Origin of the sequence: Sporosarcina aquimarina, from assembly GCF_033253705.1 — a bacterium.
In the GTDB taxonomy this organism is placed as follows: Bacteria; Bacillota; Bacilli; order Bacillales_A; family Planococcaceae; genus Sporosarcina; species Sporosarcina aquimarina.
Map to the genome: position 1 here is coordinate 46744 of NZ_JAUBDH010000014.1, position 22959 is coordinate 69702.

The following is a 22959-nucleotide window of genomic DNA, read 5'->3' on the forward strand; positions in this document are numbered from 1 at the left end:
TTCCAGATGTTTGTTTCAGGGAAAAACCGGCAATACTTATAGTATGATGTTTTACTTAAAATGATACGTAACGCAGTGGGTTAACCGCGCTTGGTCCAGTTGCAGAGAAGTTGCCTACGTGAATTTCAAAGTGCAAGTGCGGCCCTGTTGAATTCCCTGTATTACCTGACTTCCCAATAAATTGACCTTTGCCTACGTGCTGTCCAACACTTACACCTATATTTGATAAGTGTGCATAGACAGAAGTGAAGATTTTACCGTCAATCGAATGTGTCACCATAATCAGGTTACCGAAACCGCCCATCGGTCCTGCGTGAGAGACGACTCCGTCAGCAGCTGAAACGACCGTTGTGCCAACTGGAATCCCAATATCTTGTCCACGGTGTTGTTTCTGTGTATGGAAAATCGGGTGTACTCTCCAGCCGAATGATGATGTTAATGGACCGCGCGCTGGGCTTGTCCATGCTCCACTTGAAACAGCAGGTGCAGGTGTTTCAGTTGGCGTGCTTACGTTGCTACTTGAAGAACTTGATGAGCTAGCAGCTGATTTACGGGCTGCTGCACGATCCGCTTTACGTTGTGCCGCTGCAGCTGCTGCGCGTGCTTCAGCTTCTTTTTTACGCTTGATTTCTGCTTGACGTGCTACTTCAGCTAATCGTTCCTGTTCTGCACTGATTTGTTTTTCCAAGTCTGCTGAAATTTCGTGTGTTTCATGTGCTTCTTCTTCCAAACCAGCTTTCTCTTTGGATAATTTAGCTTCTTCAGCTTCTAATTGGTCAACTAGTTTGTTCTTTTCCATTTTTTGACCTTCTAATTTGTTCTTTAAGTCTGTCAGCTTTTCTTTCCGCTGTTCTTGCTCCGCAAGTTTCTTCTCAACCAATTGTTTCTCTTTCTCTAACTGATTAATATCGTCTTCTTGTTGCGTCATGATTTTACGGTCAGCATCCATCAGTGTAGATACAGCCGAGAAACGGTCGATGAAATCAGCAAAACTGTTCGCGCCAAGGAGCACGTCCAAGTAACTGACGTCTCCGCCTTTTACCTGCATCGTACGCATGCGTTCACGAAGAACTTCGTCACGCTCTTTAATCCGCTTTTCTAGCGCTTTAATAGAAGCATGAAGTTCTGTAATTTCGTCTGTAGTTTCAGCAATTTTTTCTTTCACGTCACGAATCTTGTCATTATTCTCTGTGATTTCGCCATTCAACTTTGAGATTTGTGCGATTAGACTTTGTTTTTTAGTTTGTTTTTCATTAATTTGCTTGGATTTACTTTGAATACCTTTATTCAATTCTTGTTGTTTTTGCTGAAGTACTTTTTGTTCGTTTTCCATATCTTTCAATGAACTTGCTGAAGCTACTGTTCCAGACAATGTGGTAGATAACATCAGTACCCCCATTGTTGATAACAGCAATCCCTTATTCTTCTTCACAGTCCCAGTTCCCCTTTCAAAACAAGTTGGCTAGTTTAGACTTTCAAGAATTTGCGTACGGACATCAAACTACCCCACACGCCTATAAATACTCCCATGAACAACAGCAGACCATCCACTTGAATTATGAACGGTATTGGATCTAACAGTTGGAACATCTCATTTACTAGTTTCGGCTGCCAGTAGGCATGAATTTGTTGATACGCCACGGCGATTGCAGTCATCGGAATAATAGAACCTATAATTCCCAGCCACGCGCCTTCTAGAATGAAAGGAATGCGTACAAAATTATTTGTCGCTCCTACTAATTTCATAATCTCTATTTCTCGACCGCGCGCAATAATCGTCAAACGAATTGTATTGGAGATGAGGAACATTGCCGTAAACAGTAACGCCAGTATCAAAATCAACCCGACATTCCGACTGATTTTCACAACGTTGAACAGCTTCTCGACTTTTCCTGCTCCGTAGACAACTTCAGCTGTGTACTCGTATGTATCGATCTCTTTTGCTATTGCAGCGGTATTGTGTGGATCTGCAGCTTTAACATACAGCGCATCTCCTAATGGATTACTTTGTTTGTAGAGTGAGAGCTCTTTACCATAAGATTTAATGACCTTATCCAGTTCTTCTTCTCTCGAAGCGAAATCGACACTTGCGATTCCGTCTATTTTCTCTACTTTACTTTGCAACTTTTCTACGGCCTCGTCACTAGCTGCAGGGTCCGCAACCACTTTAATTTCTACGTCATTTTCGATATTATCCGCCATCTTGTTCAAGTTCATCATGACTACTATGAAACTGCCGACAAGTAATAGCGTAACCGCAACGGCGCTTATGGAGGCGAACGTCATCCAGCCATTACGCCCGAGGCTTTTAAAGCTTTCCCGGAAGTGTCGGCCAATCGTTCTACCCTTCATAACTGTATTCCCCTTCGTATTCGTCTCGTGTTATCATTCCGCCCTCTACCAGCAATACGCGATGGCGGATACTGTTCACGATGTCTTTGTTGTGAGTCGCCATAATAATGGTTGTCCCACGGTTGTTAATCTTTTCGAAGATGTTCATGATGCCTAACGACGTATCCGGATCCAGATTTCCTGTTGGTTCGTCTGCAATTACTAATTTCGGTTCATTGACGATCGAACGTGCGATTGATACGCGTTGCTGTTCGCCGCCGGATAACTCGTTAGGAAACATTCTTGCTTTTTGGGATAACCCGACTAGCGCTAAAACATCTGTTACTTTCTTTCTTATCTCAGAAGGCGCTGCCTCAATTACTTCTAATGCAAATGCCACATTCTCATAAACATTCAATTTAGGAAGTAATTTAAAGTCTTGGAACACCACGCCGACTTGTCTACGTAAATAAGGTATTTGCTTGTTTTTTAATGATGAAAGATCGGTTCCATCTATGAAAATCTGACCGCTTGTTGGCAGTTCTTCACGATACATCATTTTAATGAATGTCGATTTACCTGCACCACTTGGGCCAACTACGTAAACAAACTCACCACGGTCGATGTCGATATTTATCCCATTAGCTGCAACGACGCCGTTGGAGTACTTTTTGTACACGTTTTTCATTTTTATCATTTCGTAACCACCTGATTTAAATACTTTTCCGGTTCTGTTTCGCCAGCTTTTTCATTATAACAGATATAAACCTACACAGTATTACAGGAATATTTCATTTCACGCCGATCGTTCACAGCGTTTCAACAATCCTGTAATGTTATAACCATTTTATGGAAAATCGATATGAGATGTTGTCGTATTTTGGTCACGTTGCGAATTTTGCCATAAAAAAACAGGGCTCGCATAAAAGCTCGCCCTGTTTTCATGTAAAAATTAGTTCATGATTCCTTGACTCAATTATTTCTTTTCAGAAAGCCATTTTGCAACAGCGTCAAGCTCGTCACCTTTGATAAGTCCGCCAGGCATACCACCGGATTTACCGTTTTCGATGATATCGTGGATTTCGTCTTCAGAAAGCTCTCCACCGATGTTAGCAAGTGCAGGACCGTTCGCACCTTCCAAGTTACCACCGTGACAAGTTGCACAGTTCGCTTGGAATACTTTGTCCGCGTCTACGTCGCCAGCAGCAGAATCTTTGTCTCCTGCTTTGTCGTCTCCGCCTCCGCCACATGCACCTAGTACAAGTGCTGCACCGAAGATCGTTGCTAAGAATTTGTTTTTCATTTTCATGGAAGTTCCTCCTTCGGTTAAATAATTACGTGCTTTCCCAGTATAACAAAAAAAACGTAAGTTCGCTTTCGTCGTGTGTCAAATTTTTGACGTTTTTCGAGAAAAGCAGACCTCTTCTACTTACTATTCTCTATTTCCCGGAAATCAAACCTGATTTATTAAATTTTATTCTAAACTTATTTCTTCGTAGCTAATTTCCACAACTTAGAAAGATGCATTTTCTGGAATATTCCGTTATAAAAACAAGCACATGCCAAGTTAGCATGTGCTTGAATAATTACGATATACGTGAACGCAAGAAAGCGTTGATGAACGGATCCAGTTCGCCGTCCATAACTGCGCCTACATTGCCTGTTTCTTCGTTTGTGCGATGATCTTTAACCATTGAATACGGGTGGAATACGTATGAACGTATTTGACTTCCCCATCCGATTTCTTTTTGGTCTCCGCGGATTTCGAGAAGACGCGCTTCTTCTTCCTCCACTCGGATTTGATAAATCTTCGCTTTCAACAAGTTAATTGCGCGTTCGCGGTTCTTAATTTGTGAACGCTCAGTTTGACACGTAACGATCGCACCTGTTGGAAGGTGAGTCATACGGACAGCAGAGTCCGTGGTGTTAACGTGCTGCCCACCTGCACCGCTAGAACGGTACGTATCGATTTTAACGTCTTCCATCTTCAAATCGATGTCGACGTCACCCGAGAACTCAGGCATCACTTCAACAGAAGAGAACGATGTATGACGACGTCCTGATGAGTCAAATGGTGAAATTCGGACAAGACGGTGTACGCCTTTTTCAGCTTTCAAATAGCCATACGCATTATGACCTTTAATGGAAAGTGTAACAGATTTCACTCCAGCTTCGTCGCCCGCTTGATAGTCGAGTGTTTCCACTTTGTATCCGCGCTGCTCAGCCCAACGTGTGTACATCCGTAAAATCATCGAAGCCCAGTCTTGAGACTCTGTACCGCCTGCGCCCGAGTGAATTTCAAGAACAGCATTGCTGCTGTCGTATTCTTCACTTAGCAGCATCTGCAAGTCGAAGTCTTCCATGCGCTTCAAGAACGTTTTCAGCTCATCGCCGAGTTCTTCCTGAAGTTCAACGTCTGGTTCTTCTTTTAACAGTTCCACCGTCATTTCAAGGTTTTCCTGTTCATCTGTCATCTCGTGAAATTCACCGACAACATCTTTTAACGCATTCGATTCTGAAATAACTTTTTGAGCCGCGTCCTGGTCATCCCAAAACGATGGGTCCAACATCATTTCATCAAGTTCTTGCATACGAGCCTCTTTGTTTTCTAAGTCAAAGAGACCCCCTGAAGTCCACTAATTTCTTAGCTGTTTTGTCGAGCTCGTTGCGTACATCTGATAATTCCATCATAATTTGTTCCTCCAAAAAGTCAGGTTCACGACCAAGTTAATCTTGACCGTGGCAGTTCTTATATTTTTTACCGCTGCCACAAGGACACGGATCGTTACGGCCGATATTCACCTTACGCACCATCGGTTTTTTCACTTGCTTTTCGCCATCTTCTTTCGGATTAACCGCTTGGCCTTTCGCCACTTCTTCACGCTCAAGGTTGTTGCGGATTTCCGCTTTCATGACGTACTTCGCAGCGTCTGTTTCAATGGCATTGACCATCTCTTCAAACATACCGAAGCCTTCTGCTTGATACTCACGAAGTGGATCGTTCTGTCCGTATGCACGTAAGTGGATACCATGACGGAGCTGGTCCATAGCATCGATATGGTCCATCCATTTCGTATCAATCGCACGGAGCAAGACGACTTTCTCAAACTCGCGCATTTTCTCTTCGAACATTTCCGCTTCTTTTTCATCATACCGTTTAAATACTTGTTGTTTGATGAAATCAGTCAGTTCTTCCTGTGATTTACCTTGTAATTCAGCAACAGTCAACTGATCTTCCGGTAAGAAGTTAGCACCGATATAATCGACTAACCCTTTGTAGCTCCAGTCTTCTTGCTTTTCTTCAGTCGTATGAATAGCAACTGCATTTTCAATTACACGTTCGATCATTGCAGTGAGCACTGGACGTACGTTGTCGGACTCCAATACATCATTACGTTCTTTATAAATGATTTCGCGCTGTTGGCGCAATACATCATCATATTGTAGCAATCGTTTACGTGAGTCAAAGTTGTTCCCCTCAACACGTTTTTGAGCAGACTCCACAGAACGCGAGACCATCTTCGATTGGATTGGTGTTTCATCATCCATACCGAGTTTCGTCATCATGCCCTTCATTTGCTCGGAACCAAAACGACGCATCAGTTCATCTTCTAAAGACAAATAGAATTGTGTAACTCCGGCGTCACCTTGACGTCCAGAACGTCCTCGCAGCTGGTTATCAATACGGCGTGATTCATGACGCTCTGTACCGACAACCGCAAGTCCGCCAACTTCTTGAACACCTTCACCAAGTTTGATGTCTGTACCGCGTCCGGCCATGTTTGTCGCAATCGTAACCGCTCCAGGCTGGCCTGCTTGTTCGATGATTTCAGCTTCACGCCCGTGGTTTTTCGCGTTCAACACATTGTGTGGCACTCCGTACTTTTTCAAGAAGTTCGAAATGATTTCAGACGTTTCAATCGCTACTGTACCCACTAGGACAGGCTGACCTTTTTTGTGACGTTCCGTAATGTCATCTGCTACGGCTTTGTACTTTCCTTCTGTTGAAGAGAAGATCAGATCCGGACGGTCATCACGAGCAATCGGACGGTTCGTTGGAATCGCAACAACGTTCATGTTGTAGATGTTGCGGAATTCCTCTTCCTCCGTCTTCGCTGTACCCGTCATACCAGACAGTTTGTCATACATACGGAAATAGTTCTGGAATGTAATCGTCGCAAGTGTCATCGATTCGTTTTGAACTTCCAAGCCTTCTTTTGCTTCGATTGCTTGGTGAAGTCCATCACTATAACGACGGCCTTTCATAAGACGTCCCGTAAACGAGTCAACGATAACAACTTCGCCTTCCTGCACAACGTAGTCTACGTCAATATGCATACTTACATGCGCTTTTAACGACTGGTTGATGGTGTGGTTCAGTGTAACGTGCTGCAAATCAAATAAGTTTTGAATCCCGAAGGCTTGCTCCGCTTTCTCAATACCTGATTCCGTCATCGTTACGCCTTTAGTCGTTTCATCATATGCGTAGTCTTCTTCTTTTTTCAGCGTCGTTACGAAACGGTTTGCTAAACGGTACAATTCTGCCGATTTTGCAGCTTGCCCCGAAATGATGAGCGGTGTCCGAGCTTCGTCAATTAAAATCGAGTCAACTTCGTCAATGACTGCATAGTGAAGCGGACGCTGTACTTTGTGTTCGCTGTACAGCACCATGTTGTCACGCAAGTAGTCAAAGCCAAGTTCATTATTCGTCGTATACGTAACGTCCGCAAGATACGCTTCCCGCTTTTCATCTTTGCCTAAACTGTTCATGTTGAGACCTACGGTAAGTCCAAGGAACTCATACAGCTTTCCCATTTCTTCCGCATCACGCGCAGCCAAGTATTCGTTGACCGTAACGACGTGTACACCTTTACCTTCAAGTGCATTCAAATAAACAGCAAGCGTTGACGTCAACGTCTTACCTTCACCGGTTTTCATCTCCGCAATGTTACCTTCGTGAAGTGCAGCAGCACCCACGATTTGCACGCGGAACGGATACAATCCGAGCACACGGCGCGCCGCTTCACGAACCACCGCGAACGCTTCAGGCTGAATGTCATCCACTGTTTCGCCGTTCTTCACACGCTCCTGGAATTCTGCAGTTTTCGCAGTCAAATCAGCATCCGAGAGTCGTTCCATTTCTGTTGCGAGTGCTTCGGTCTGATCAGCAATTTTATCTAGTCGTTTTAAATCACGTTTATTCGGATCAAACATTTTATTCAATACGCTTAGCATAATTTGGTCACATCCTCACAAAGTTCACCCCTCATTTTAACATTGTGAATGAGCGGGCGCAAATGCAATGCAAGGAAATTTCCGACTTTTGGTATAAGTTGTTGGGCTGAGTGTGTGCAATTGGGAGATTTGTGTTGGTTGGATGTAGGTTCTATGCTGGAGTGGGCGGGTTGTTGCTGGAATCGGGCGGGTTCTTTGCCGGTGCGGGCGGGTTGAGGCTTGAATCGGGCGGGTTCTTTGCCGGTGCGGGCGGGTTCTCTGCCGGTGCGGGCGGGTTGACGCTTGGAACGGGCGAGTTGAGTGGGATTTAATCACTTCAAAGTCTCACTTGAGCGGATTGCGTGATGGCGTGATGGCTTGATCACTTTTAACCCTTACTTGAGCGTATTCCGCTTTGCTTGATCACTCTCTCACCACGCTTGAGCGAATTTTGATTTGCTTGATCACTTTTGCACGCCGCTTGAGCGGAAACACCTATAGCTTGATCATTTTACATCACCTAACAAATGCAGTATGTGCAATTGCGCGGTTAACAAACGGAATGGATCGCTTCGTCGGCCGAATCGAGCGGTTATCAAATTAATGGAGCGCTTAGCCTCCTCAATCGAGCGCTCAGTCACTCCGCACGACCCACCAATCGCATCTCACACAAAAAAACCGCCCAGCAAAACGGGCGGTTTCCGTACATTTAATTTAGTTAGTTTCAGTTTCAATCAAGCCGTACTTGCCGTCGCGGCGTTTGTAGACGATGTTTGTTGAATCTGACTCGCCATCAGTGAAGATGAAGAAGTTGTGACCCAGCATGTTCATTTGAAGAATGGCTTCTTCCTGATCCATCGGCTTCAAGTCGAACTGCTTTGTACGCACGACGTTGAATTCGTTTTCGTCATCAGTTTCGTCTTTATCGCGGGATTCGCTTTCCATTGTAGCTTGCAAGAAAGCACCTACACCTTCGCGATCGCGGAATTTGCGATTTACGCGTGTTTTATATTTACGGATTTGACGCTCAAGCTTATCGACGATTAAATCGATCGCTGCGTATAAATCGTTATGACGTTCTTCTGCTCGGAGTGTCAAATTCTTCATTGGAATTGTAGTTTCAACTTTAGTTTGCTTATCGCTGTATACTTTCAAGTTCACGTGGGCTGTTGCTTTCACACCCTCAGTGAAGTACCTTTCCAGTTTACTCACTTTCTTTTCGACGTACTCTCGAATTGCTGGAGTAACCTCGACGTTTTCGCCACGAATGTTGAAGTCTAACATATAAACTCCTCCTTTAATTTGACCCTAACTATAACTTCTTCATCGACCTGACAAAACCCTTCTTTTCCTTGTGAAATAAAAAAAGAATTTTGTCGAATGTTGCAGGTGCGCCGGATTACCGCTCGGACTGTCTGCGAAGTTTTAGATCTTGGATAATACGTTTTGCGACCGCTTCACTTTCGTCAAAGTCAATCCCATACATCCACTCTGTATCCTTCGCTTCCTTCCAAACAATAATGCCCTCTGTTTCAATTGTTTCCTGAAACAAGTTAAAACGCAATCGGATTGCAACACCTTCTCGTTTTACCGGAATATCAAAAGCCGCGAGCATACGAGTGCCCCCCGGGCTTACATCCAGTAACTTGGAGTCACCTGTACCCGTTCCGGGACGATCACTGTTTTTAAGATAAATACTGAATTCAGCAGGAAGAGGTTCATCAAAAGGAAATCTAAAAGGTTCTTCACGCTTATAATGCATGTTCTCCACGCTCCATCCAATTCTCTAGTGCATTCAGTATATCAAACTTCATCTTATTCAGCGTCGTGATTCTTAACATTCCACAGGTTTTAACGAGTGCGCTCCGTCTAATACTATTACCATCTGGGAGGCAACCCAAACATCCTTTTTAAACGGAAGGACTTCGTTAAGATATGTTTGAAAACATCGGAGCATGTATTAAAAAATGCTCGTCCAGCATTCGCTGAACGAGCTTCCCTTAACCGCGCAGGCTTACGGCTTCGTTATGAGTTTCCTGTAAATACGCATCGTTTTCGCTTTGTTCCTCCACAAGGTGCGTCAATGTGGCTTCCAATTCTTGAATTGCCGCTGTACTCTGCTCGATCACAGAAGCAAATTCCACAGTACGTTCGCGCACTTGGTCGCTATTTACTGAAATCGCTTTGAACGATTCAATGAAGTTCTGCATCTCATGCTGGAGATCATTCATCACTTCATGCAACGCAGTAAACGTCGTATTGGACGAATCGGCCACTTCCGTCTGCTCAGAAACTTGTTGTTTTCCAGCAGATAACTTCGTTACCGCCAGCTCATTAAATGTATTCACTTCGGATAAATTGGCGTCAATTTTGAATAAAGTCATCGCAGTTAATCCCGCAAGTTTCCGGATTTCATCCGCCACGACAGCAAAGCCCTTCCCATGCTCACCCGCCCGCGCTGCTTCAATCGATGCATTCAACGCAAGCAAATTGGTCTGGTCGGTAATTTCTTTAATGGATCCTGCAAACACATTCGTTTCATTAATTTTCTCAGACAACACACTGAATGTGCCGGTCAACTCTTCGAAGAAATCCGCAAATGCATCAATCCAACTTTTCAACGTCTCAATCCTCGCACTGCCTTCTCCCGCCCGAATACCCGCATCTGTCGCTTTTTGAACGAGCATCGAAAGTCCATCAGAAATCGTTTCAACTGAATCAGCTGTCTGTTCCGAACTCTTCGCAATGTCCGAAATGTGATCCGCTTGCTCCAGACTTGTGCCACTTACTTCATGGATCGCGGTTAGCATTTCACGCTGGGATACTAATGAAATCTCAGAGGAATCGCGTAACTTGCTCAAATTTGCTGTAATCTTTTCCACTGTTTCATCAAGTCTTGCCGCGAGCTGCTCTTCTTCTTTCATGCGCGTTTCTGTCAATAGTGTAAAGCGTTCGATTTCCGAAAAGTTTTTTGAGTTTTGTCGCACGACGAGCATCAAAATCAGTCCGCTCAAAAAGTGAAGCAAAATTAAATTCGCCCCGCTATCTGAAACGAGATCAGGTGAAACGAACTGCCAGCTATTCAACAATAATGCGATTAGACTGAGCACATACGCGGTTCCCATGATGAAAAGTCTGCCATGAATTCCACCGAGGACAAGCAGAAAAAAGATAATGCCGATGGATCCTAAGTTAGCTGCCGATAAAAAAATAACACCAAGCGAAACGGCGAATGTGGATAGGAGCACTATGTATGGCATGCTTTGCGACAGCCAGTTTATCTTTGTAATACGGAAAGCGATATAAAATGCTGAACCCACAACGAATGGGACTGCTACTGACAAAATCGTCATCGAATTCGATTGTAAAATAAGTTGCGCAAGCAGACCGAGCCCGCCTGCTATAGCGAAACCAAGATACATAATATGGTTCTTCCGCAGCCAGTCGGCTTGTTTCATCTGTTCAATCGTCATGTCTTCACTCCTAATGAATTCTTAAATAGAACAATATATGGCAATAAAACCCCGACGAAATCATTGATTCGCCGGGGTCTGTTTATTGTTTTGTATCATAAAACGTACCGTCACGCGCTACTTTACTATAAGGATTCACATAGCTGCGAACGCTGTCTTTCTTCGTTTGCGAAGCAGATAAATCTTTTCGAATCGCGGTCAAATAGTTCTCTAATTTAGCTGCTACTTTCGGTTCACGAGCAACCAGTTCTTTACCATACGCTTCTTCATCCGCGGAAAAAGGTGGCTGAATACGGGGCTGCAGCTGCTCTCGTTCATCCAAAATCGATTCAACTGAAGCAATCATCGCTTCCCGCTGCGTTTCGTCATTCGTAACAGGAAGTGCGAGGAGCCGATCTGTCGCTTCTTTCCATTGTAGCAACTCCGGTCGAATCATATTTCACTCACATTTGCATACTGTTTTTGGCGGTTCATCTGAATGACTTGCTTCCATGTATCACGGAATTCCGTAATGATTTCAGCAGCTTCATCAAATAGAGCTGGGTCATTTTTAATGTTGCCATCGATCAGACGGCTGTTCGCAAATTCATAAAGGACGAGCATTTCTTTCGCAACCGAGAATGATGAATCGAGCGTGATCATAAGTTCTGAAATAATCGCTTGCGCTTTTTGCACAGCCGTATTTTTCTCTTCAATTTGACCCGACTCGACTGCGCGCTTCGCTTGTTGAATGAACTTCAAGCAGCCGTTATAAAGCATCAGTGTCAATTCACCTGGGGATGACGTTGTGACTGAATTATTTTGATAAGTAGCATATGGATTGTTTAGGACCATTTTAAATGACTCTCCTTTTGAATTGCGTGTTTCTCATTATCAAGCACCGCCGCCAAGGGCATTCATCAAGTTCGCAGACTGCATATTCGCGCGTTGAATCGCATTCTCCATCGCTGTGAACTGCTTCCAATACCGAGACTCTACCATTTTCATGCGATCTTCGAACCGCTCGATCTGCTTGTTCATATCATCAAGTGTACGTCCGAGGGTGAACGCTTTATTGCTGTCACCGACTTTACCGGCTTTCTTCTGAAGCACTTGTTGTGTCGCGTCGACTTCTTTTCTTAATAGACGGGCAATACCGCTTTTTTCTGGGTTCACTTTATCTTCAAAACCAAATAATTTCTGGACGTTTTCCGGATTTTGAGAAATGGCTTCTTTCAGTTTTGTTTCATCGATGATAAGCTTACCGTTTTCCGAGTAATCTTTGGACGTCGTGATTCCGATTGAACTGAGACTGACTTGTTTACCGTCCACTTCAACAGACGAATTAAGTGCAGTCCGCATGGATGTAAGCAAGCTCGTAAGTTCCGGGTTGCCCCGAAGTGTCCCGCTCATCGCTTTCTCTTCCCATAGTTCGATCTCTTTCTCTTTCATATCCGCTTTTTGTTCAGTCGACAACGGCTGGAAGTTTCGGTACTTCGGTTCACGTATTTTTTTATTCAAGTCTTCGATTAACTTGTTGTAATCATCGACAAACTGCTTCACGTTTTCGAATACTTTTTCAGTGTCGGTCGTTGCGTTGAAAGTGATATCTTTATTGTTTGCGGCTTTTAGTGTGATTTCCATACCGTCTAGTTCGAATGTGTTGGAAGAACGAGTAATTTCCATGCCGTTGTAATTAAAAATTGCATCCTGACCTTTAGCACTTGTATCAGATGAACCTGCAATACCTAAGTCCGCTGCAAGTGTGCCCCCTGCTTCACCTTCTGTAATTATGATCGAACCTTCACCGCTTTGCTTTGCAGTAAAACCAATTTTGCCCGTTTCCTCATCATAGAATGAACGCACACTTGAATTTTCATTTATTTTTTTCACAACATCTTTCATAGTGTCACCTTTAGATAACAATACTTTCACCGGTGAATTATCTCCGGGAGCTTTTATATTAATTGACGAATCAGCATCTAAGACTTTATTTTTATTATCTTCTTGACCGCCATTAAAAGTGGCACTTTTAGCTAACTGTTGTACGTTTATAGTCCCAGAAAAATTCTCCGTATTCCCTTTAGAACGAATCGAAACATCATCCGGTGCAGAAACCGTGACATTTTTCTGATTGAAGTTTTTCGAAAGGATCATGTTGTCGAAAAGTTTCGTACTAAAATCCTTCAAATCGCGATTGGCACTTCGCGTGTCATTCAGCTGCCATTCGAAATATTGTTTCTTTTGGGTTACTTTATCTAATGGAATCCGTTGGGCTTTCATCAAGTCCTTAATGATTGATTCGGTATCGATTCCGCTAGCTAGTCCTCCGACTCTCATATACTGTCACTCCTTTAAATTTTGCGATCGATGAGCAATCCTAAGAATTTCTTCATCTCCGCATGCATGTCCATTAGTTTTTTGGACGGGATTTCTCGGACAACTTCGTCTGTTTTCGAGTCGACAATGGTCACATAGTATTCGTGCAGTTCGTCGTGCAGTTTAAACCGAAGCTGTGTATCCACACTTTCCAGGAACTTATTCATGCTTTCGGTGACTTCTTTGGCTTCTTTCGCCGTTAAGTCCCGTTCGCTAGATGGTTGTTTTTGTGCTTGGGCGTTAATGGCTTCAACTTTTGTCACTTTCACGGATGCATCGAGTTCTGCTGGTCCCGCAGCACTTTGCCGCTCGTGACCTCCACCTATTTGACTGACCATTCTCTGTCCTCCTCGGCTGTCTCTCATTGTTAGTTCTTATATCGGCACTCTCTTTTTAAAGTTAACATCTTCTTGCAAAATACTGCATGTCTAAAATTTACTAGATCCATATACTACATTTTTCCATAATAAATTCATAGTTAACTTTTACTCTTTTCCGCCGAAATAATAGAAGTAGAAACAACTAACTATAGGAGGCTTTACCGGATGACGAAGTCGTTAAAGACTAAAATAATATCAGCAACAATTGTACTTTTTTTAATCGGAATTCTCCTGATGGCTTACATGCTGAATGGCCAAGTGAAAAAGCGGTCACTTGAACGGGTAATCGATTCGAGTGAAGCCCTTTCCGATGAGATGGGCATCTCTGTAGAGAATTTCCTGAACCAATATGGGAAAGGCATTCAGTTATTAAGCTCATCTGATACACTTTCTAATTTCACAGGACCTGAAGGAAAAGAAGTGCCTGAGAAAGAACTCCTATCGAAGATGGAAGAATTTCTTTCAGTCTATCCGGATGCCTCTTCTGCGTATTACGCACTGCCATCGAAATACGTCGGCATCTCCCCGACGGTGGACTTGACCGGCTTTGACCCGACGACTCGGGAGTGGTATCAAAATGCACTCAGCAATCCGGATAAAATCCAATGGTCCACACCGTATGTCGATGAAGCCACTGGAAACTACGTCATCACAGCCTCTCTAGCTGTTTCCGCTGATGGAAAATTCATTGGAGTTGCGGGTGTCGATATCCAGCTCACGGAGATGACGAAAGCTTTGAACGCCATCAATATCGCATACAACGGATATCCGGTTTTGTATGATAAGGAAGGAACCGCCATATCCCACCCAAAGAACAGCGGGAAAAACATGATGGATCAAAAGTACGTGGAAGACATGTTCATGTATGAAAAAGGGGATTTTTCGTTCAAAGACTTGAACGGCGCGCCTTCCATCAGTGTGTTTTCAACACTTCCTCAGTTCGGCTGGAAAGTTGGAGTCGTCTATGAAGAGGATCAGTTGATGGGTATGGCGAAACAGTTGCGTTTTTCGATCCTGATCATTTCTTTGATCACCTTGGCAATTGTGGCAATCGCGCTGTATTTCATAATCGGAAAGCTATTGAAACCGATCGGCAGCCTCAGAAAGTCAATGGATGCAGTGGCTGAAGGGGATTTGACAACGCATTCCGATATCCGGACGAAAGACGAAATCGGACGGCTCAGCGAGAATTTCAATTCGATGATTACGAGCATGCACAGTATCATTTCCGTTGTGAACCAATCCGCGGATAACGTGCGCATGAACTCCGAAAGCTTGAGCGCCGTTGCGGAAGAAACGAACGCATCAAGCAGTGAAGTTGCGTACGCGGTGAATGAAATCGCGGAAGGCGCATCGAAATCCGCACAGGACGCTGAAGCCGTAACGGAGCGTGCTGATGAACTCGGACGACGCATTAATGGCATTACAGAACGTGCAGGATCGATGACCGAAATCGCAGAACGCACTGGAAGTATGAACGCGGATGGCCAATCTCAAATGGCCCAATTGCAAGAGACATTCCAGTCGTCAGGCAGCAACTTGAAATCGATGAGTGAAGCGATTGCGACGCTCGGTGAAAAAGTGAAAGCAATCGGCGGCGTTTTGAATACAATCACGGATATTTCATCCCAGACGAATTTACTGGCACTGAATGCGAGCATCGAAGCCGCTCGTGCCGGTGAACACGGAAAAGGATTCGCTGTTGTGGCAGATGAAGTCCGGAAACTTGCGGAGCAATCAGCGCAGGCTACGAAAGAAGTACAATCGACCGTCCAGCAACTGCAAGAAGAATCCCGACTCGTAACGGAGCAAATGGAAGAAACGATTTCCACGTTCCGCGAACAAGGCGTCGTCGTGCGTGAGACAGAGTCGACATTCGGACAGTTGTCCGCATTAATGAAAGATATGCAGACATCAATCGATGCCATCTCATCTGAAATTGTGGAAGTTGCACATCATAAAGACGATGTCGCAGAAACAATCCAAACGATGGCAGCAACGTCACAAGAAACTGCAGCCGCGTGTGAAGAAGTGAGTGCATCAACGGAAGAACAACTCCGCGCCATCCAGTCTGTGACAGACGCAGCGGAAACGTTAACGAACTTGAGTGAAGAACTGAGTCTGGCGATCGACCGGTTCAAAGTATAAGAGAATGCAAAAGGGACTGCCGCGGAAGACATGGCAGTCCCTTTCCTATGGAAAAAAACACAATCTATAAGTATCGGTGAAGACACAGACACCATTCGCGCCCTCCAGCGGATTGTGGCTCTGCCTGCGCCAGAAAGGACTAGCCCTAAAACAAAGAAAGGAAACTCACTCGCTATCTATCATTCTCCCAACCCCCCCCCCCCGACAAGCCTCCACAAACCCTTTAAACAAATTCAACGACGTAACATCATCCCGATTCGAAAGTGCTTCGGGATGCCACTGCACACTCATCACGAATTTGTGCTCCGTACTTTCAAGTGCTTCGATAATCCCGTCCTTCGCTTTCCCGGTAACGACTAAAGGCTTCGGTACATCGTGAACCGCTTGGTGATGAAGTGAATTCACAAGAAACTCCTTGCCTTCTGCATAAGCAGATAACCGACTTCCCTCTTTCACTTCAACGGTATGTGTCGGATAATTCCGGTCCGCTTGCTGTTTGTGCTGCAAAAGCGTTTCTTCCAGATCAGAATAAATATGCTGATAAACCGTTCCGCCAAGCGCAACGTTTAACACTTGCTGTCCACGGCAAATTCCGAACACTGGCATGTCTTTTTCTATCACACACTTCGTAAGCGCGATCTCCATCTTATCGCGCTCCGGAGCGATTTTACCTAGATTGCTTTCCGGCTCTTCGCCGAACTCCAGTGGATTCACATCTTCCCCACCCGTCAGCAGCAACCCGTCAATCCGCTTACAAATCTCATCGATGTCTTCCAAACCTGCAGGCAAGACAACGGGCAGTCCTCCTGCTTTTAGAATCGCACGGCTGTAATCCGCTAAAAGAAATGTTTCTCCGTTTTCATCTATATCTGAAGTGATTCCAATTAATGGTTTCATGATACATCCTTCTTTCCTACTGATTCGGACTTAAAGCTTTCACTCAGTAAATGTAGCTTATAAGTCCCTCTGCTCTCTTCCCGCTAGGATTAATTTTTAACCCTCTTTGCTTCAATTCACTAAATCGACACCTTCCATTATGCTTTCTTTCAAAATACCGTTCTATCTTTCTTTCAACCGCAATACTTTAGTATAGGTCAAAATTACTCTTCAAAAAATTTCGTTTTGAAGTATTGACGAGTATGTAGAGAGGAGGACTCATATATGGAAGAAAATTCTACTAGTTTACAAGAACTCAATCACTCTGCATTTACTAGAATTCCCAGGGTTAAAAACACTTACATGAAACCGCGTATAGTCGCTTTCATCCCAGCTCACAACGAAGAAAAGTCGATACGCGATTGTCTCGCGGGCCTTGGCGATCAGTCGCTGCCGAAAGACGTGGAGCTCGATGTCATCGTTGTCGCGGATAATTGTACAGACCGGACGGAAGAAATTGCGTTAGACGCTGCAGAGGAATTCAATTTACGATTGACAGTCCTCACAACCATCAACAACAAACAGCGAAAAGTCGGCGCGTTGAATACCGCTTGGAAAAGTATTTACGGAGATCCACTCGATCTATACGATAAAAAACGAACCGTTTACGAAGAATATTATATGAATTCCATCAAAGCCATTCTCGGAATGGACGCAGACAGCCGTCTTGCGCCAGGTGCATTAGCGCAACTATGGGAAGGGTTAATGAGTTCACGTAATATCGGCGGGGTAATGGCGAAATACACGATGCGGATGCCGAAAAAGAAGAGTTTGATATCAAAGTCAGACCCTCATTATGAAGAAAAAATCGCTACTGGTGAATACGGAAGTCTGATCACTCGCTGGTGGACGCACCAGCAAAAACAAGACATGGCGAGCTGGCTGCTGAATTTGCAATATAGTGGCGGCAGTACGTACGTCCTTGGCGGCCAGGCGACGCTTTTTCGACCAGAAGCGCTGCAGGACGTCATCGATGAAAACAAATTGGACGGTCCTTGGCAAGACGAAAGTGACGTAGAAGATATGCTGCTGACGTGGCAAATCCAAAAGAAGTGGAAAACACTCATCAGCCCCACCGCCCGCTGTTACGTAGATGCGATGAAGTCCTACCACACGTTCAGACAACAGCGGAACAAATGGCAGTCCGGAACAGTGGAACTATTAACGAACGGCAACATCGGCGTACGTTCCAAGCATCGGGGAAAGATTTGGCTGGAACAAGCAAAGTCCTTAACGAACCTCGTCATCCGGGTCCTATTCATCGTCATGTTAGTCCTCAGCCTCGCAACCGACCAATTCTCCTATTCCTGGATTTGGCTCACGCCGGTCATTTTGGCTTCTATCTTAAATATCATTCTCGCAATGAAAACACCCATGCACCGACCCATCGACATCATTCTGGCGGGTTTATTAATCAGTCCGGAGCTCTATTTATGGGCGAACTTGATCACCTTCACGAATGTTTGGTTAGGGAAACTTTCTGCGAATAAAAAAGATGGCTGGGCCAATCAATACAGTGCGGAGCGGGGGCAGACGAAGAGTAAACTTGTCGAAGGATTAGCTGTAGTTGTCTTGTTGGCGGGTGTTGTCGTTTATTTATGTATCGATCAAAGGGTGTTTCTGACGAGTGAAAAAGTGCAAGTAGCAGTTCAACCTTACTTGCAGTCGGGATGGGTTGTGCTGACGTACCTCACGATCATATCTTCGATTGCGATGATTTATCAGATTTGGAAGTTACGGGGGCGTCATAAGGCTTGAATTAGAAAAGAGATTGCCAACTGGCAATCCTTATTGCTATTTCTACAGTAAAACCCTTCCGCAAAAAAGTATTGTAAGTTGGACGATGAACTGCATCCGGAAAAAATCCCGCTGTGCACACATCCAATGTGCAGAGCGGGATTTTCAAGCTGCATCGGCAGCCTGCAGACGCTTCTCGGTCTTCATGACAAGAAAAATACTTGCTTCGTATAAACCGATCATCGGAATGAGAATAATCAGCTGGCTCAAAAAGTCAGGTGGTGTTATAAGTGCCGAAATGATTCCGAGTACTACGTACGACCACTTCCTCACCTTTTTCATGGAACCTGAGGTGAGGATTCCTATCGCAGAAAGAAATAACGCCACTACGGGCAATTCAAACAGCAACCCGATCGGCATCGTGGTCAGCAAAAGGAAGCGTGCGTACTCTTGTGCCGAAACCATTACGTCAAAATTCATCTCACCTAATGAAACTAAGAATTTATAGCTAAGCGGGTTCACAACATAATAACCGAATGCCACCCCAACTGCGAACAATAGAAGAATCGCAGGTGAGTAAAGACTTAAGAAACGGCTTTCCTTTTCGTTCAGACCCGGTTTTACGAACTGCCATAAGAAGTGGCAGAGGAATGGAACCGAAAGTCCAAATGCAAGTGCAGCTGAAAGGGTCGTATAAAACGAAATCACTTCCATCGGGCTCAAAATGATCAGCTTATACCCCCGTGTGATATAGGGGAACCATACATTGATGGTGCTGAATGCAGCAAGGAAGAACAGCAGGAAAACAGCTACGCTTTTGATCAGCTGTTTACGCAGTTCACTTAAATGTTCCACAAGACCTGAGTTTTCCCCTTCTTGTGCGGCCGGTAATCCGGTTTGTGGTTCCATCTGCTGCGTTCGCTCTGGTGTCTGCAGGACTTCAGCATCGGCATCGGGCGGCTCTGTCTTCACGGACGCTACCGTTTCTTCTTTGTTCAGCTTATCCAATGGGCTCAATATTTTCCGATTATGATCGCCATAAGGATCCATCGTCTCACCTACTTCTGTGTATCTGTAATATCCTTGACGGCAGGTTTGTCCTCCTCATCATCCATAATCCCTTTTGCGGACTTTTTGAACTCGGCCAATGTCTTCCCTATCGCCGAACCGACTTCAGGCAATTTACGAGGGCCAAACACGATCAACACAAGTACTAAAATGATGATCAAACCCGGAACGCCAATCGCTGCTAGATTCATCTGGGTTCTTCCCTTCTCTATGATTTACGCGAGCATGCCGCCTTTTTCACGGTACTTTTGAATCCCTTCCGCTGTCCGGTATGCGAGAGCCCCAACTGTAGCAGTCGGATTGTACCCGCTGTTATGGTTGAAATTCCCGGCACCGACAACAAACAAGTTTTCCATATCCCAATGCTGCAAATAGTTATTGACGACACTTGTATTCGGATCGGCACCCATTGTTGTACCGCCTGTATTATGTGTCGACTGATACGGCACGATATCATAATCCGTCAGCGGGTTACCGCCTTCGGTCTTTTTCGCGCCCATTTCCTTCATGATTTTCACTGTCTTATCGGTGATGAATTTATGGAGATTGCGGTCCTGTTCGGTAAAGTTATACGTCATCTGCAGTAGCGGAACGCCATATTTGTCTTTATAGTTCGGGTCGAGTGCCAAGTAGTTGTTCTTATGCGGCATGGAAGCCCCCTGTCCGAAGACGGAAAGCGATCTTGTATAGTTTTCGATGGATGCTTTCTTGAATTCCGCTCCCCATACAGGGACATCCGACGGAACAGGATTACTCAAAATAGGACGGGTCCCGGATTGAGTGAACGAAATGCTCGCCCCGTGGATGAACCCCTCGTTGGAATGATCGAAACTGTCGCCATTGAAATCATCGATTGTCATCCCGAGAGCACCCGCCCCCATGAACACATTCATCTGATCATCAAAGAATCCGGTCGCCCCCGGCTCAATCTGGTAGCAGTAGTTCTTACCGAGCGTACCTTTTCCTGTATTCGGATCGTATTGCTCCCCGATATCGGAAACCATCAGCAATTTTGCATTGTTCATAATGTAACTTGTCAGAACAACAACGTCCGCCGGCTGGATGAACTCCTCGCCAGTTTGTGTGTCGATATAGCGGACACCGGTCACTTTGTCGCCTTTTTTCAAGACTTCCACTACGTTTGCATGGAAGGTGATCTCATAGTTTCCTGTTTTTAATGCTGCAGGGACGACGGTCACTTCCGGCGAGGATTTGGCGCCATACTCACAACCGAATCGTTCACAGAACCCGCAGTACTGACAAGCATTGATCTGTGAGCCATCCGGATTTTCGTATGCTTCCGAAAGGTTTGCGGAAGGCACCATATATGGGTGGTATCCAAGATCTTTCGTCGCTTTCTCGAATTTTTTCAGCAACGGTGTCTTTTTCATAGGAGGCGTCGGGAAGCCTGATGAACGTTTCCCCCAGAATGGATTCGTGTCCTCCCCTGAAAGTCCGATCGTCTTCTCGAATTTATCGAAATAAGGTTCCATCTCATCGTACGTGATTCCCCAGTCTTGCAGGAGGTAGTCGGATGAGAGTTTGTTTTTCCCGTATTTCTTCTCCGTCTCTGTCTTGATCTGGAAATCGTAAGGCAGAAAACGGTAAGTCATCCCATTCCAGTGCGTGCCTGCCCCTCCGAGGTTTTCTCCCAGAAGGAAAGAACCCATTTGCCGCATCGGCAGGGGACGCATCTTCAAATTGTTGCGGAATGTGATCGTTTCCCTCGAGAGATCCTGCATCAGTTCATAGCGGATGGCATACCGATATTCATCATGGATCATCGCATAGTCTTTCGTCCCCCGTTCTTTTCCGCGCTCCAAGCCTCGGACTTTCATGCCTTGTTTTGCGCATTCGGCAGCAATGATGCCGCCAGTCCAACCGACCCCTACTGTTACTACATCTACTTTATCAAGTGTTTTCGCCACTGTCCGTCCTCCTCCTTAATGCTGCATGCTGCTGATCGATTTAGGCTCGATCACCTGGAATTTCTCATCTTCGATCACATTGATATAGGCCATCTGATGCCCGGGGAACCCTTTCATCTTCCAGCCTTCCATATTGGCATTCCCATTGTAGATCGGGTCCGCATAAGCGCCTTCCAGCGTCGCCTGCCGCAGCAGCTTGAAGAAGAATTCAGATGAAACACCTTTCATGTCGATTTTGTTCTTCTGGAAATCCGTCAAGATCTCATCCATCTGCCCGCCTTCGATATCGGTAAAGTTCTTGTCGAAGCGCTTATTAGCTTCTTGATCCATCAGAGCGATCCCCTGGCGGAAAATCTCCGCCCGTGTCAGCCGGCTCTGATACCCTTGGGTAGCTTCCCCAGCGAAAAATGGTCCTTGCATATATTCCTTCGCATTACTGCCGTAGTTCCCCGCAAGCTGGTTATCAATGAAGTAAGGGACGCCTAATCCAATGGCACCCGGCCCTAGTTCATCTTCAGGAAACAGCCTTTCAGTCGCCTGGGACAAGACATTGAATTCTTCAGGATTCTGGAAGAACATAAGCCCCCGTGTCTGCATTTCATGCTTGCTCGCGGGATCTCCAGACTGTCCCCCCTTTAACTTACCGTTTCCGCCTTTCGTGTTATAGCCGACTAGCCCGCCGATTACCCCGCCACCGACAAGTGCACCCGCTGCAATACCACTTGTTTTAAGAAAATCTCTTCTGGAAGTACCTTTTTTAGGATTATCCACGTCTTCTCCTCCTATAGCTTCTTTACTGCCAGTTTGACCAGTTTCTTAGCGGCTTAGTCACTTACTGGAACTTTTCGGGAGGCTGAACCAATCAGGACAAATATGAAACTTTCCGACTAGTGAATCGTAAAGAAACTATAATAAAACTGGAGGCGCTAAAAATGAAGGAGAAAGAAAACAAACGGTTTGTAATCATACATCAAGAGGGTAAATTTTCAGGCTGTAAGATCTGGGTCGATACCATGACCGGCGTCCATTACTTGTACAGCTGGGATGGCTACTCAGGCGGGATGACGCCGCTGCTTGATGAAAACGGAAACGTCGTGGTGGATAAAAACGCGGTACATGACTGATTGAAAAAAGGAGTGACGCAATGCCAGCACCCGTTCATCCCGGACGGCATACTGCCGATAATTCGGAAGACATCATTGTGTTCATCATCGGCACGCGCATCAACAAAAGAATGGCCATTCATAAATGGCTGCCCGTATTTAGTCGCCCCCCTTAAAATGGACATAAGAGATGTTATAGTTGTGGGAACATACTGTCACGGGAGGGGTTCATTTTGGAATTCATAAAAAAGGGCAGGAAGAGAATATTATCTTTTGAACAGAA

The 22959-nt window shown here is 45.1% G+C and carries 22 protein-coding genes; 4 read left to right on the plus strand and 18 right to left on the minus strand.

Annotated features, from left to right (window positions below):
* Positions 1-55: 55 nt before the first annotated feature.
* From QT716_RS15755 to secA, 6 genes are all read right to left on the minus strand, one after another.
* Positions 56-1432, minus strand: coding sequence for a murein hydrolase activator EnvC family protein (locus tag QT716_RS15755; RefSeq protein ID WP_317937119.1), 1377 nt, complete (start codon positions 1430-1432; stop codon positions 56-58).
* Positions 1433-1467: 35 nt separating this feature from the next.
* Complete coding sequence (ftsX, locus tag QT716_RS15760; protein WP_317937120.1) at positions 1468-2352, minus strand: permease-like cell division protein FtsX; 885 nt, start codon at positions 2350-2352, stop codon at positions 1468-1470.
* Positions 2342-3028, minus strand: a complete 687-nt coding sequence (ftsE, locus tag QT716_RS15765) for a cell division ATP-binding protein FtsE (RefSeq protein WP_317937121.1) — start codon at positions 3026-3028, stop codon at positions 2342-2344. The genes ftsX and ftsE overlap by 11 nt, the downstream gene beginning before the upstream one ends.
* Before the next feature lie 279 nt (positions 3029-3307).
* Positions 3308-3634 carry a cytochrome c551 gene (cccB, locus tag QT716_RS15770; RefSeq protein ID WP_317937139.1) on the minus strand — a complete coding sequence of 109 codons (327 nt, stop codon included), beginning with the start codon at positions 3632-3634 and terminating at the stop codon, positions 3308-3310.
* Positions 3635-3917: 283 nt separating this feature from the next.
* Positions 3918-5019 (minus strand): peptide chain release factor 2 gene (prfB, locus tag QT716_RS15775; protein ID WP_317937140.1). Its coding sequence is split into 2 segments (ribosomal slippage): positions 3918-4946 and positions 4948-5019, totalling 1101 coding nucleotides; the frame shifts between segments, so codons are not numbered across the junction.
* 39 nt (positions 5020-5058) lie between these two features.
* A complete protein-coding gene (secA, locus tag QT716_RS15780) occupies positions 5059-7566 on the minus strand; it encodes a preprotein translocase subunit SecA (protein ID WP_317937122.1) in 2508 nt (835 codons plus the stop codon).
* 134 nt (positions 7567-7700) lie between these two features.
* Here secA and QT716_RS15785 point away from each other — a divergent pair, with 134 nt between their 5' ends.
* Positions 7701-7877, plus strand: a complete 177-nt coding sequence (locus QT716_RS15785) for a hypothetical protein (protein ID WP_317937123.1) — start codon at positions 7701-7703, stop codon at positions 7875-7877.
* 382 nt (positions 7878-8259) lie between these two features.
* On the opposite strand, the gene hpf is transcribed toward QT716_RS15785, so the two are convergent.
* The 7 genes from hpf to flaG all read right to left on the minus strand — a co-directional run bounded on the left by hpf (position 8260) and on the right by flaG (position 13714).
* Positions 8260-8829, minus strand: coding sequence for a ribosome hibernation-promoting factor, HPF/YfiA family (gene hpf / locus QT716_RS15790; RefSeq protein ID WP_317937124.1), 570 nt, complete (start codon positions 8827-8829; stop codon positions 8260-8262).
* A 115-nt stretch (positions 8830-8944) separates the two neighbouring features.
* Positions 8945-9307, minus strand: a complete 363-nt coding sequence (locus QT716_RS15795; protein ID WP_317937125.1) for a PilZ domain-containing protein — start codon at positions 9305-9307, stop codon at positions 8945-8947.
* Positions 9308-9545: 238 nt separating this feature from the next.
* Entirely contained in the window at positions 9546-11018 is a 1473-nt protein-coding gene (locus QT716_RS15800; RefSeq protein WP_317937126.1) for a methyl-accepting chemotaxis protein, read from the minus strand.
* 82 nt (positions 11019-11100) lie between these two features.
* Positions 11101-11454 (minus strand): flagellar protein FliT, encoded by a 354-nt coding sequence (locus tag QT716_RS15805; protein WP_317937127.1) that lies wholly within the window; start codon positions 11452-11454, stop codon positions 11101-11103.
* The gene (fliS, locus tag QT716_RS15810; protein ID WP_317937128.1) at positions 11451-11852 is read right to left on the minus strand and encodes a flagellar export chaperone FliS; all 402 of its coding nucleotides are present in this window, start codon (positions 11850-11852) and stop codon (positions 11451-11453) included. Before fliS ends, QT716_RS15805 begins: the two co-directional genes overlap by 4 nt.
* Before the next feature lie 39 nt (positions 11853-11891).
* Positions 11892-13337, minus strand: a complete 1446-nt coding sequence (locus QT716_RS15815; protein ID WP_317937129.1) for a flagellar hook-associated protein 2 — start codon at positions 13335-13337, stop codon at positions 11892-11894.
* Positions 13338-13351: 14 nt separating this feature from the next.
* Positions 13352-13714: a flagellar protein FlaG gene (gene flaG, locus QT716_RS15820; RefSeq protein WP_317937130.1), complete on the minus strand. Its 363-nt coding sequence runs from the start codon at positions 13712-13714 to the stop codon at positions 13352-13354.
* A gap of 207 nt (positions 13715-13921) precedes the next feature.
* Here flaG and QT716_RS15825 point away from each other — a divergent pair, with 207 nt between their 5' ends.
* On the plus strand, positions 13922-15904 hold the full coding sequence (locus QT716_RS15825; protein WP_317937131.1) for a methyl-accepting chemotaxis protein: 1983 nt from the start codon (positions 13922-13924) through the stop codon (positions 15902-15904).
* Positions 15905-16069: 165 nt separating this feature from the next.
* Here the strand turns inward: QT716_RS15825 and QT716_RS15830 are convergent, their stop codons facing one another.
* On the minus strand, positions 16070-16801 hold the full coding sequence (locus QT716_RS15830; protein ID WP_317937132.1) for a gamma-glutamyl-gamma-aminobutyrate hydrolase family protein: 732 nt from the start codon (positions 16799-16801) through the stop codon (positions 16070-16072).
* A gap of 264 nt (positions 16802-17065) precedes the next feature.
* Between QT716_RS15830 and QT716_RS15835 the strand changes: the two genes are divergently transcribed.
* Positions 17066-18598 (plus strand): glycosyltransferase family 2 protein, encoded by a 1533-nt coding sequence (locus QT716_RS15835; RefSeq protein ID WP_317937133.1) that lies wholly within the window; start codon positions 17066-17068, stop codon positions 18596-18598.
* A gap of 144 nt (positions 18599-18742) precedes the next feature.
* Here QT716_RS15835 and tatC read toward each other — a convergent pair whose 3' ends face one another.
* From tatC to QT716_RS15855, 4 genes are all read right to left on the minus strand, one after another.
* Positions 18743-19486 (minus strand): twin-arginine translocase subunit TatC, encoded by a 744-nt coding sequence (gene tatC / locus QT716_RS15840; protein ID WP_398293833.1) that lies wholly within the window; start codon positions 19484-19486, stop codon positions 18743-18745.
* A 149-nt stretch (positions 19487-19635) separates the two neighbouring features.
* Positions 19636-19836, minus strand: a complete 201-nt coding sequence (gene tatA / locus QT716_RS15845; protein WP_317937135.1) for a twin-arginine translocase TatA/TatE family subunit — start codon at positions 19834-19836, stop codon at positions 19636-19638.
* Between the two features lie 24 nt (positions 19837-19860).
* Positions 19861-21573 carry a GMC family oxidoreductase gene (locus QT716_RS15850; protein WP_317937136.1) on the minus strand — a complete coding sequence of 571 codons (1713 nt, stop codon included), beginning with the start codon at positions 21571-21573 and terminating at the stop codon, positions 19861-19863.
* Between the two features lie 15 nt (positions 21574-21588).
* A complete protein-coding gene (locus QT716_RS15855) occupies positions 21589-22344 on the minus strand; it encodes a gluconate 2-dehydrogenase subunit 3 family protein (protein ID WP_317937137.1) in 756 nt (251 codons plus the stop codon).
* A 161-nt stretch (positions 22345-22505) separates the two neighbouring features.
* On the opposite strand from QT716_RS15855, the gene QT716_RS15860 reads away from it, so the two are divergent.
* Positions 22506-22697, plus strand: coding sequence for a DUF6440 family protein (locus QT716_RS15860; RefSeq protein ID WP_317937138.1), 192 nt, complete (start codon positions 22506-22508; stop codon positions 22695-22697).
* Positions 22698-22959 lie beyond the last annotated feature (262 nt).